The sequence below is a fragment of the Dapis hubbardiae BLCC-M172 genome (genome assembly GCF_050016015.1).
GTDB lineage: Bacteria > Cyanobacteriota > Cyanobacteriia > Cyanobacteriales > Microcoleaceae > Trichodesmium.
Map to the genome: position 1 here is coordinate 1 of NZ_JBNHEQ010000059.1, position 13,202 is coordinate 13,202.

A 13,202-nucleotide genomic window follows, 5' to 3' on the forward strand; every position below is an offset into this window, starting at 1 on the left:
TTCTAGAAGAGCTATGAAATAATCGCTCTGGTGTTCTAAGAAACCGGGTTTGTTGGAAACAGGTGTCAGTATGGTAAGTAAGATATCTAATACAAACCCGGTTTCTACACTTGAAAAATCATAGCTATTTTCCCCTACTCCCTACTCCCTACTCCCTACTCCCTAATGCTAAGATATCTAATACAAACCCGGTTTCTAGAAGAGCTATGAAATAATCGCTCTGGTGTTCTAAGAAACCGAGTTTGTTGGAAACAGGTTTCAGTATGGTAAGATATCTAATACAAACCCGGTTTCTACAGTTGAAAAATCCTAGCCATTTTCCCCTACTCCCTACTCCCTACTCCCTACTTCCTCCAAAATATTAACTTCTTAGATTTACCTTCAGTTTATCAACCAAAGCATCTCTAACTTTTTGCTGCACCGGATCGACATCAGCATCAGTCAGAGTTCGATCGCTCACCCGATAAACTAACCTAAAAGCTAAACTCCTTTCACCTTCCGGTACATTTTCACCCCGATATTCATCAAATAATTCTATAGACTCCAATAACTTCCCAGCAGCTTGAGAAATTACCTGTTTAATCTCATCCACTGATACCTCAACTGGTACAAAGAAAGCAATATCTCGGTCAGCAGGAGGGAATGTAGAATAACCACTAAACTTGCGTCTGACAATATTTCCTTGAGTCATTACTGACACCAACACTGTCAAGTCAAGTTGAAAAACATAAACCTCATCTGGCAACTCTCGCTCTTGTCGCAGTTGAGGATGTAGCTGCCCAAAAATACCAAGATATTTACCTTGTAACCATAATGATGCTGTGCGACCTGGATGTAACAGAGAATTTTCGGAGTTTGCTTTGTACTCAACTGTCAAATAGAGTCGTTCAAAAACTTGTTCTAAAATTCCTTTAGCTTCAAACCAACTCAAAGGTTGTTCCTTACCACCCCGCGTCCAACTTTTAGCACCATTACTAATAATTCCGGCGATCGCTTCTGCTTCTTGAAATTTTTCTGAGTCTTTCCAGAAAATACGACCTATCTCAAACCCGTTTAATACTCCATTTCCTTGTTCCAGGTTATATTGAAAAGCATCAATAAGTCCGGTTAAAAGTTCTGTACGGAGAGCAGAATATTCCACAAATAGAGGATTAGCGATCGCTATTTGATTTTCCCCACCTTGTTTTACCAAAGAATATTGCATCAATTCTGTTAACCCTGCACCTCGGAAAGCTACCCGAAGACTACGGAGCGCCAACTGTTCCGGTGGCAAATAACCTGCTGCACTTTTGCTTGGTAGAGTTTCACAGAAATTATCGTATCCGTACAAACGCGCAACTTCTTCTATCAAATCTATTTCTCGTTCTAAGTCTCGATAACGATAGGGAGGTACCGTCACATTCCAAACTACTGCTTCTTTAGTTTCGGTTTTGCTCAACTCACATCCTAAAGATGTGAGAATACCTTCAACTTCCTCTGGTTGCAGAAAAGACTCATTCAAATTATCTTCCCCACGCTTCAGTGGTCCTAAAATTTCGTTAATGCGATCTAGACGCAGGGATAATTCGCGACTTGCTGTGATACTATCTGCTTTAGTAGTAAAAGTTTCTTGATGAGTAACCTTTCCTCCAGCTAAATCAGTAATTAAATGAATAGCGCGACGACAAGCTAATGCTAATTCTGCTTGATTAACCCCCCGTTCAAATCTAGTAGAAGCTTCTGTCCGTAGACCTTGAGTTCGAGCTGAACGACGAATAGCAATAGGAGCAAAAATTGCTGCTTCCAATAATAGATTTGTAGTATTGTCATCAACTTCAGTTTCTTCTCCACCCATTACTCCTGCAAAAGCTACTGGTTTATCATTGGCCGTAATTAATAAAGTTTCAGCTTCCAGAGTGCGCTTTTGACTGTCCAAGGTAACGAGATATTCATCAAGTTTTGCATAACGAACTCCAATTGTCAATAATTTTTCACCCGTCAGGGCTTGAATTTTATCTTTGTCAAAACCATGAAGTGGCTGGCCCCACTCCAACAGAATATAGTTGGTGATATCTACGACATTATTGATAGCTCTTATACCTGTAGCTTCTAATCGCTGTTTTAACCATTCTGGTGAAGGACCAATTTTTACTCCTTCGATGACAGTACCAATATAAATGGGGCAAGCTGCCGATTCTGAGATATCTATTTTGAGACTACTATTGCTGTCTTGCTTTGGGATAATAACTTCAGAAACATCTGGTATTCTGAGGGATGCTCCGGTCAGAGCAGCAACTTCGCGGGCTACACCAATCATACTCAGGGCATCAGCACGATTTGCCGTTGTTGTCAAGTCTAAAATTACATCATCTAGACCGAGTAAAGGCCCTACATCACTACCTAACTTGGGCTTTTCTAGGTCAAATATATGAATACCTTCAGAATCTTTTGTGAGGCCCAGTTCTGACAAAGAACAAATCATTCCTTCGGAGGGGACTCCCCGGAGTTTACTCTTTTTAATCTTTAAGTCAATGGCAGCCAAATAAGCACCAACGGTAGCTACTGCGACATAAATATCTGCTTTAGCGTTAGAAGCTCCACAAACAATATTTAATGGGTCTGGCTTACCAATGTCCACTTGGCAAACTTGAAGTTTATCAGCATTGGGGTGCTTGTTAGCTTCAAGTATTTTTCCTAATACTACTCCTGCTGACCAAGTGCTTCGGTCTTCTATTTCTTCCACCTCAAAGCCTGCCATTGTCAGAGTTTCGGCTAATTCTTCTGGAGTAATGTTAATGTCTACCAGTTCCCGCAACCAGTTCAGAGAGATACGCATTCTTTAATAATTCCCAATCTTTAGGCATAGTAGTAGCGTGTCTAGACTAAAATTGTTGGTAAAACCTAATCCCCCAACTCCCTTCCTATCCCCCCTTAACCCCCGCGTCAAAGGGGGGGAGGAGGGAAGGGGGGAGATATTCTCCCCTCTCGTGCAAGGAGAGGGGTCGGGGGAGAGGTCTTCATTCTGCTGAAACTTACCCACATTATTAAAGCTAGACACGCTAGTAGAGCAAATATCTTGCTCTAAGGCCATATTTATGACCTCAAGTAACATTTTATCTCTCTGGTGGTTGGGGTTTTAATGAAGTCAGAAGTCGTAATCCAGAAGTCATAAGTCCTGCTTTTTGTTTGAAGTCAAAAGTAATCCCGGACTAAGTTCGAGGGTTTATAAATGTCCTAAACTATTTGCATAGTGCTATATAATTGGTTTAGATATGTAGATGATAGTAATTATATCAAAAAATGTTAAACCCTCTGTATTTATAGGGATGGGCTTAACTAGGAATAGGAAAAGGGATTTGTCACAAATATTTATCCAAATTGTGCCATCTGTTTTCGTGACACATAAGCTTTCATTGAATTTATCCAAACTTACTGTTACAAACTCTTTCTCCTCAATTTATTACACTCAAGCTGAAAATTCCAAAATGCTTCTGAGTAGCTAAATATTTCTCCGGAGTGCTAATTTATTAATCTTAATAGTTATAGTTTTCTACCATGATAAAAATGTCTTTTCTTGTTATTATAATCATAACTTGAAAGATAAAATTAATATTAAACCTTCCTCTTAATATCTGGGTTTTAATCAACATTTTTTTGATGTGAGATGTGTTTGGAGAAAAACTATAGATTTTGATTCATATATATAGATAGGTATAATGTTAATATGACCAGACTAATCCAGTTAAGTATCTCAGCAATCCTGTTTAATAAATTTGTCGCATATCTATACTCTGATGAGTAAAAAAATATATATACTATGACTCAAAAGTAACTGGGAGCTGCTCTCAATGTCTGAAATTTTAGGTAATACCTATTTGTGGTTAAATCTTTAGGAATTGGCCTTTGTTTAGTAAATTTGCCATGAAGAGATTAGTCGTTTAAAGAAAAAATTAAATTAACTAATATTATTGAATAAGATGAGCTATTGTATAAATCCTGCCTGTCCTCAACCTCAAAATCCAAATAGTGTTAATAAATGTCAAGCTTGTGGTTCAGATTTAATTTTGCGCGATCGCTATGAAATTATTCAACCTCTTGGTAAAGGAGGTTTTGGAGCAACTTTTTTAGCTAAGGATAAATCTTTACCAGGAGATCCAATTTGTGTAATTAAGGAATTACGCCCATCAACTACAACCCCTGGTGTATTAGAGATGGCTAGAAAACTATTTGAGCGAGAAGCGAAAACTCTGGGAAAAATTGGCCATCATCCCCAAATTCCCAGATTATTAGGTTATTTTGAATGGAAGAAACATTTTCATTTAGTTCAAGAATATGTCAGTGGTTCAACCTTAAAACAGGAAGTCAAAAAACAGGGTCTATTTAGTGAAGAACAAGCAAAAAAATTTATCGTTGAAATTTTGCCAGTCATAGATTATATTCACACTCAAGGAGTAATTCACCGGGATATTAAACCTGCTAATATTATTCGGCGGAGTCAAGATGGTCATTTAGTTCTAATTGACTTTGGAGCTGTCAAAGATCATGTGAACCAAACTCATATGTCAGGTGGTACAGGAGAAACAGCTTTGACAAATATCTCTATTGGTACTTCAGGTTTTGCACCACCAGAACAAATGGCTTTGCGACCTGTATATGCAAGTGATATTTATGCTTTGGGAGTAACTACTATTTTCCTGCTGACAGGAAAAACTCCAAAGAGTCTTGGTTACGATCAGATTAATGGTGAAATTCTCTGGCGTCCTCAAGTGAATGTTAGTGACTGGTTTGGAGAAATTTTGGAGAAAATGCTAGAAGTTTCTGTACGACATCGCTTCCAGTCAGCAGAAGAACTTTCAGCAGCTTTGAAGACCAAAAAAACTCAGAAAAAACAGGTACAACCTGCTGCAGAAGATGCTGTTCAGACTTTATTTCGAGATGAACCTACAGTTTTTAATGATAATAAAAATGATGTTTCCTGGATTTCTCCCAGCACTAAAATTGCTCAAAAAATTAGAGAACGCAACACTCGTTTAGAAAAAAATCCTGCAACTCGCTCTCGATCTAATGTGAAGATGAGGCAAGAAATTAATCAAGGATATTTGACGACAGTATCTCCAAAAAGCAAAACAACTAATACAACACAATTAGCTAGTAAAATTCCGACTAAATGGACTGCTGGAACGTTACGAAGTGCTTATATGAAAGGTAGAAGAGATTTTGCTGATTGTAATTTAAGTCGCTTGAATTTGCGTAATGCTAAGTTGTCTGGAGCTAATTTTTATGGAGCTAATTTACATGAAGCTAATTTAGAAGGTGCAGATTTATCTGATGCTAATCTTGGTCATGTTAATTTAACAGATACTGTGCTGAAAAATGCCAATCTTAATAAAGCTTATTTAAGTACAGCTAGTTTGGCAGGTTGTAACTTGCAAGATGCAAATATGACCAATGCTTATATGAATGGGGCAAATTTACGGGGTGCTAATTTGTGTGGTACTAATCTCACAAATGCAATGGTCAGCGATCGTCAACTAGGTACGGCTAAAACTAATTGGTGGACAATTTTGCCCAATGGTAAAAGAGGTTCAGGATTCTAAAATAGTGGGTGTTTAATACTATTATGTAATATAATGGTGGCCGAAAAAATTCTGGTGTTAGTTATGATGCTCGAAAAATTTTTTTATGCCACAATAATTACGGTATTACTACCTATTTTGTTAGAAATTTATCCTTTTTCCCAACCTAAAACTTTGAAGCCCCAGGAAGTGACACAGAAATATAATCCTGTTCCAAGCTATGTTGATCGATTTTCTGTTATTTTTCCCAGTTAATTTATTGGGAGAATCACTCTCATATACCCACGTCATTTCAGTTATCAGTTAACAGCTAGCCTCCTAGGTCGGAACTGCCTCTTCCAGAGGAGCTTCGCTAACGTTTTTCATGTCGCGGAGCGAAACAGTACCTCAATGGAATAGGGAGGCTGGAAACACTGAATTTTCTTTTTTTTATACCCTTTCTAGGTAAAGCTATTGACATAATTTTCTTGTCAAATGACGTGGGGTGTTATTAGCAACCTCAGAATTTCTATAAACCTAATTACCAATAGATAATTGATAATTGATCGATTCGGCTTTATTGCCTTTTATTTCAAGAGAAAAAAAGAAATAATATTTCCTTATTTTCAATCAAGAAAGGTTTGAACCAGAGGTAATTATCCATTATCCATTATCAATTATCAATTAATGACTTCCTGCCCATGTCACCCAGTTATGAGATATACCTAAGTGAGAGATAGCTTCACTTAATTCAGTTTGATTAATGTTGGCTCCTGTCAAATCTGCTCCACTCATTTCTACCTCATCCAGGGTTGCCCCAATTAAGTCTGCATCAGTTAGGTTAGCACTACGCAGATCGGCTCGCCTTAAATTGGCCCGTCCTAATTTTGCGCCTGTGAGGTCAGCACCAATCAGGTTAACATCACTTAAGTTAGCACTACGCAAGTCTGCATTAGTTAGGTCAGCACCGGATAGGTTTGCTTGGCTGAAATCTACTCCATTGAGTTTAGCTCCACTTAAGTCAGCCCCACTCAAATCAGCTTCCTTCAAATTAGCCATTGTCAATTTTGCTCCACGCAGATTTGCATTGTTAAGGCAAATTCCTCGGAAGTAACGTTTTCCTATAGAGTAGCGACTCAGGAATTTTTGAGTATCCATATTGTTCAAATCCCTTTGATAAAATTGGTTTTTTAAAGATGGTTTATGTTTTTAATACTGGCAGAAGCATAAAAAAATGTAGCAAAAACTACATAAAACTTTAAAACTGTGTAAATTTATATGAAGTGAAATTTAGAGAGTTATTGGCAGGTAATATCATGTCCGGTTAAATAGTTATTATAATTAAAGTTCGTAGTATAGCTCTCAGCCCTATCTACAGTTGAGGCTGAGAGCTATACTACAAACAAAAACTTTATTATAAGTGATTATCCGATATCTAAAGTTAGTACTTGTTGTTGCTGTACTTAATAAACACCAATATCTAAAATTAGTGCCTGTTGTTGCTGTAGTTCATAAGCACCAATATCTACTGTGCCATTGACAATGCGGTCGAATAACGGCCCTCGTTGATCGAACGGTAATCCAACTGCACTCGCATTATCCCCGGCATCAATGGCAATACTGTTGGAGAGTAAGCCTTGTGTTTGAGTCGAACCACCATTATTTTGTAGAGGTAGCAAGCCTGGATCGCCTGACAGAAATGGATTGTAACTGCCGTCTTCAATCAGGTTGTTAACATTAGTGTCGATCTTCGTAGTATTGAGGAAGGCATCACCGCCATCAATGCTGTTGGCAATGATAGTATTGCTGAGGTTTGTATTCCCGACACTATATAAGCCACCCCCAAACCTATCAGCAGAATTATGGGAAATGGTAGAATTGGTAATAGTTGCCGTTCCCCTACTACTAAAAATACCTCCACCATCAGCACCACGACCAGCGGTACTGTTATAAGAAATAGTCGAGTTAAAAACTGTTAAGTTGCCATTTTTACTGTAAATTCCACCGCCATCGGTTCTATTTTTGCCATAGGCAGAATTACCTGAGATAGTTGAATCGATAACTTCTAGATCGCCATTGCGACTAAAAATACCGCCACCATCACCAGAGCCAAAATTGTCGGTCATGTGTGTCGAATTATCGGCAATGGTTGAATTGATGACTGTTGTGTTGCCATGGCGATTATAAATACCACCACCACTACCCAAGGCAGTTCCTTCAATAGTATTGCCAGAGATAGTAGAATTAGTCACCGTTATGTCACTATACCAGCCGTAAAGTCCACCACCATCACTCAAGCCACCAGTAACTTTATTTTCTGAAATAGTGCTATCGACAACTTTGAGCTTACCATTATTGATAGACACACCACCACCGTCAGGATCGTCACCAAGATTGTGAGCTATAATGGGGGAGAATTGTCCGTCGGTTAATTGGTTTCCAATGACCTCATTGTTAACAATATAGGTGTTGATGATTTCTAAATAACCACCATGACTATTGATTCCGCCACCATCAATAGATACGTCTCTGTCGTATTGCCCTTCAATGCCAGTTGAGGTGTTACCGGAGATAATACTGTCTTGAACTGTTAGATTTTCTGAGGTAAAAATTCCACCCCCACCACCTATGGGATTGCCTCCTGTAATGGTCAAGCCATTTATGAACACATTAATAAAATCGTCACTGTTATTATCTATGTTAAAGACTCGGAAGCCGTTCATCTGTGCATCCACTGTCAGCAGATTTGCACCTAATCCATTGATGGTGAGAGAATTGGTAATGGACAACTCTCCACTGGTTAGTCCTATAGTCTTTCCAGTCAGGGAACTATCAAAGGTAATGGTATCGGCATCCAGCGTTGCATTAGCCATCTCAATAGCATCACGCAGGCTACCCACTCCCGCATCATACACATTAGTTACATGAAAAGTCGCCATAAAATTAGAATCTCCTGCTTATTTTGCCTGTATAATGCTTATAATTGGCAAATAGGTGTGTAGGTGTACTTTTAGTTAGTTAAAATTCTGTTTTAAGAGAACTAGAATTATAATAACACAGACATTCTGTCAATAGCAAGGGCTTATTCATAACTTTACTGAATCTTCATAAAAATGCCCTAAAGTCCCGATAACTTTACTGAATCTTCATAAAAATACTTTTTGTTTTTTCAGGACTTACGCAAAATATGCAATTATACGCCATATGTAGGGGCGAATGGCATTCGCCCTTACTAGATATGGCGCTTGGAGCGTAAGTCCTGTTTTTTTCTACGGATACGCTTCGCGAACGTTACCTTAACCCAACCTACAAGATTACTCAGACAATATTCGCAACGATTTCCAGCTCGTTGTCTCACGCGCTGCCGAATGGTTTATGGTAGTTGACTCATGGATGCAGTAGAACTCTCGAACCTTTTTGCACTCCTACAACTAAAGCTTTAGATTTCCGCAATCACCTGATTTGGTCAACTTGCATTAATGCCAGGAGTTCCTAGTTTTCTGGTTGTGTCAACCCAACTTTTTTTCTTTTTGTTTGTAGTTCCCCCAGTAGTTTATTTTGCTTTATATATTAGAGCTCTCCGGAAAAGAGGGAGTAGGGAGTAGGGGGAAAGAATTAAACATCTCCGGAAAATAAATAAACCTCTTAGTTATAGCAGTTAAATAAATAAAAATTTACGATGAAAAATCATTTTTCCTGCCTTTTTCGTAAAAATATATTATTTATTCCCTGTTCCCTGTTCCCTGTTCCCTACTGCCGCAAAAAATATATATCTTTTTCGGAGAGGTATATTGATGATTTATTCGGGATAATTGATTTAATTTTTGATTACCGGAGATGTCTATTTTAATATCAGCTAGTTCTAAAATATATTCGTCTATTTAACTGTTTTTACAATCCCACAAATCTTCTAATAAACTATACAAAACAGGAACTACAATTAAACTCAATAATGTAGAAGTAATCAACCCGCCAATAATTGCCACAGCTAAAGGTTGTCGTAATTCTGCTCCTGCTCCTAATCCCAGAGCGATCGGCAACATCCCTAAAACGGTGGAACTTGTGGTCATCAAAATTGGTCGCAGTCGCACTACTCCAGTTTCCAAAATTGCCTCTCTCCGCTCTAACCCAGACTGACGCAACTGATTAATATAATCCATCAACAACAAGGCATTTTTGTCGAGCAAACCAAGGAGAAAAATTAGACCTAATAAAGAAATAACACCAAAATCACTTTGAGTAACTAACAACCCTAACATTGCTCCCACAATAGATAGAGGCAAACACAAACCTACTACCAAAGGTTCTAAAAGTCTACCAAAAAGTAAAAATAGCACTGTCAACATACAGACAACAGACAAACCTAACGTCACGGCAAAACTACCAAATACTTCTCCTACTCTCAAAGAATCTCCTCCCAAATCTAACTCGACACCATCTGGTAAAATAGGTTGAGCTACCTCTACTGCCAAATCAATAGCATCCGCTAATCCTAAACCATCAGAGAGATTAGCAGTAATATACACAACCTGTTTCAAACCGCGACGACTGATTTCTATCGGGTTATCAAAATTCTGAAACTGAGACGTTATAGTTATGTCTACAAAACCTGGTATTTTTTGAATCTGAGTTTGAATTTCCGTAGCAGTATTGTGAAGAATTTCCCGGTTATCTCCCAATAGCATTATTTCAAAAGGTTTTCCTGCACCAGTCTCCACAAAAGGAATATCCTCAACACTGATAGTAACTTTTTCTAATTCTGATAAAGCAGTACGAGTTTGCTCTTGTACTTGGGCAGTGGTTAGCGATCGCTCTTTTTTGAGTTTCACATACACTTTACCACGATTTGGCTCACCCTGGAAACCTGCAATAGTAAAAACAGACTCTACTTCTGGGGAAGATAAAACAATTTTCTCAATTTGTTGAGCTATTCTTCGAGATTTTCTTAACAATATTCTGGTCGGAGAGTTGGTTATATCGCTCATCCAATTAAATGCACCTTCCCCAAAAATTGAGTTTTCAGGAGGCGGTTTAATTTCTTGGGGAGGGGGAGATTTTTCAGTATTAGTGGTAAAAGTAGGTAGAGGATAAGAATAGGTAATATTAAATTCGCCTCGGTCAAGTTGAGGTACTAACCCTTTCGGAATTAGAGGAATCATCCCTACACCAGCAACAAAACTGAGTAAAGCTATGACGATGACAATTTTGCGATGGTCTAGCGACCAGTTAAGTAATTTTTGGTATTGATTAGATAAAATATTCCCAAACAAGAAACCGGGTTTATTGCGCTGATTATTCAAGTCACGATATTTCCTTGATAAACCCGGTTTCTGAGTAACTTCTATTCCTTGCTCAAACAAGAAACCGGGTTTATTATCCTGATTACTCAACTCAGGAGATTTCTTTGATAAACCCGGTTTCTGTGTCAGTCCTTTTCCCTCTTCCTTCTTCCTTCTTCCTTCTTCCTTTTTACCCAACCACCAACTTGCCAATACCGGCGATAAAGTGCGAGCAACCAATAAAGAAATTAATACTGCTGCCGAAACCGTCAAACCAAAAGGTTGAAAAAATTGACCGAGAGTATCTCCCATAAAAGCAACTGGCAGAAATACTGCTGCAATAGTGCAAGTAGAAGCAACAACAGTTAAACCTATTTCATCAGTACCAGAAATTGCTGCTTGTTTAGGAGTTTCCCCGGCTTCAAGATGTCTAGCAATATTTTCTACATCCACAATAGCATCATCAACAATAATTCCAATAATTATTGCTAATGCTAGCAGAGTAATAGTTTCTAAATTAAATCCAAATATTGCCATGACAATACAAGTACCTAATAAAGAAATAGGTATTGCCAAAGCTGTAATCATTGTTGCAGTCAAATTCCGTAAGAAAGGAAAAATTACTGCCACTGCTAGAATAATTCCTAATAACAAAGCATCAATAGTAGCTTGGGTTGCCTCCTGAATATAATCTGCTTGAGTTTCTGCTAAGACAAGTTTAATTTCAGGTAAGTCAGACTGCAATTTTACTACAGTTGCTTCTACCTTACTCACGACTTCTAGAGTATTAGCATCAGCACGTTTAACTACTTGAAAAGCTATCGCATTTTTAGCATTGAAACTAACTAGAGTTGGTGGAGAAGTAGAGATTAAATTTTCATTATCTTTTTGTTTTCGGGAAGCATCGCCCAGTAGATTAACTTTTAAAACTCCTGGTAATTCGGCAATAGTAGGAATAATTTGATTTTGGGCAATTTTAGTTAATTCTTTCAGAGTTTTACTCTCACTGGTAATGGCGTAACTAATAGCTGCTGACTCATTTAAGTCGAGACTAATTATTTCTAAACTTGTTTCTGGAGGTAGAGTTACTTGTTTGAGAGCAGTTTCCACATTTGCTGTTGCCGAGCTTAAATTGTAGAGAGTGCTAAAAGCCATATTTATCACTGCTTGACCTGGATATGTTGAGGAACGCAATTCATACATCCCTTCTGTTTCCAGGTTTTTGACAGCATTTTCAATAGGGGCAGTAATTTCTCTTTCTGTTTCTGTAGCGGTGTCAAAACTTGCTTTTGCTTGTATCACCACTACGGGAAAACTGACCTCTGGAAATAAAGCATATTTGAGACTACTAAAAGCAAATAATCCTGCTATAGTTACAGTTAACCAAAAACAGATAGTTAACCAAGGTTTAGCGATCGCCCACCGAGAAATATTCCAGCGCCGTCGCAGATTTTTTACTGAAGATTGTTTCATATAAATTCGGTAGCATTGGTATAATTAGATAGTTAATTAGGAGTCAGAAGTCAGGAGTCAGTCCAGAAGAGAATTTAGAAATATTTGTTGGCACACAGAGAAATATTCTTTGATACCACAATAGTTGATTTTCAGCGATCATAAATTAAAATTATTATTGTTTAGAGAAAGTACAACTGATGGGGTAAATATTTTTTCCTTGTTCCTTCCCCATCTCCCCATCTCCCCATCTCCCCATCTCCCTATCTCCCCCACTCCCTACTCCCTACTCCCTAAAGATCAATTTATTAACTTTTCGGCACAAAGCTCTCCTATTTCTATTAACTCGTCGGGTGTTTCCTCCTTTGCTGATTTTTCTAATAGTGTCTGAAATTTTTCTAAATTATATTTAGATTGAAACTGATTCAAAGTACAATTACATAATGTTTTAGCTTGTTCTTGAGACAATCCTTTTGCCACAGCATTAAACTTACAACTTGCCTGATAAGCCTCTGCAAAATCTTGAGGATATTTTTTTTCAGATGGCAATTTAGGAGTTTGACTGTTCGCCTCACTCACAAATAAACTACAATAAACCATGATCGAAACAGTCATTAAAAATGCTGTAACCAGAGATTGTTGGCGAAAGGTAGTTTTCATTAAGTAATTAGTCCTTTTTCCGAGTATCAAAGCTCCATATATTTTCATATTATACTCCCAATAAACAGAAAGTATTTAATCTAACATTAGCTTAGATATTTAGGATCGACAACCTATTTTTGGCCAGCTTTGATGAAGGTTAATTTACTATTAATATATCTGGTAGAAAATTCTATAAAAATAGTAATTTTTGATAATTAAAACATTAAAAAAAAATCATTAATCAAGTAGAAAACCAAAAATATAAGAAAGATTGTAGACCCTCTATTAGGTAGGT

7 protein-coding genes are annotated in these 13,202 nt (G+C 37.7%); 2 read left to right on the forward strand and 5 right to left on the reverse strand.

The window, feature by feature from the left end; genetic code table 11:
* Positions 1–361 precede the first annotated feature (361 nt).
* Positions 362–2,815: a phenylalanine--tRNA ligase subunit beta gene (gene pheT / locus ACP6PK_RS05880; RefSeq protein WP_426558577.1), complete on the reverse strand. Its 2,454-nt coding sequence runs from the start codon at positions 2,813–2,815 to the stop codon at positions 362–364.
* 1,141 nt (positions 2,816–3,956) lie between these two features.
* Between pheT and ACP6PK_RS05885 the strand changes: the two genes are divergently transcribed.
* On the forward strand, positions 3,957–5,576 hold the full coding sequence (locus ACP6PK_RS05885) for a serine/threonine-protein kinase (RefSeq protein ID WP_426558579.1): 1,620 nt from the start codon (positions 3,957–3,959) through the stop codon (positions 5,574–5,576).
* A gap of 63 nt (positions 5,577–5,639) precedes the next feature.
* Positions 5,640–5,810 carry a hypothetical protein gene (locus ACP6PK_RS05890; RefSeq protein ID WP_426558581.1) on the forward strand — a complete coding sequence of 57 codons (171 nt, stop codon included), beginning with the start codon at positions 5,640–5,642 and terminating at the stop codon, positions 5,808–5,810.
* A gap of 408 nt (positions 5,811–6,218) precedes the next feature.
* Here ACP6PK_RS05890 and ACP6PK_RS05895 read toward each other — a convergent pair whose 3' ends face one another.
* From ACP6PK_RS05895 to ACP6PK_RS05910, 4 genes are all read right to left on the reverse strand, one after another.
* Positions 6,219–6,692: a pentapeptide repeat-containing protein gene (locus ACP6PK_RS05895; protein ID WP_426558583.1), complete on the reverse strand. Its 474-nt coding sequence runs from the start codon at positions 6,690–6,692 to the stop codon at positions 6,219–6,221.
* A gap of 305 nt (positions 6,693–6,997) precedes the next feature.
* Positions 6,998–8,473 (reverse strand): choice-of-anchor Q domain-containing protein, encoded by a 1,476-nt coding sequence (locus ACP6PK_RS05900; RefSeq protein ID WP_426558585.1) that lies wholly within the window; start codon positions 8,471–8,473, stop codon positions 6,998–7,000.
* A gap of 942 nt (positions 8,474–9,415) precedes the next feature.
* The gene (locus tag ACP6PK_RS05905) at positions 9,416–12,286 is read right to left on the reverse strand and encodes an efflux RND transporter permease subunit (protein ID WP_426558587.1); all 2,871 of its coding nucleotides are present in this window, start codon (positions 12,284–12,286) and stop codon (positions 9,416–9,418) included.
* Between the two features lie 279 nt (positions 12,287–12,565).
* Positions 12,566–12,925 carry a hypothetical protein gene (locus ACP6PK_RS05910; protein WP_426558589.1) on the reverse strand — a complete coding sequence of 120 codons (360 nt, stop codon included), beginning with the start codon at positions 12,923–12,925 and terminating at the stop codon, positions 12,566–12,568.
* Between the last annotated feature and the right edge of the window lie 277 nt (positions 12,926–13,202).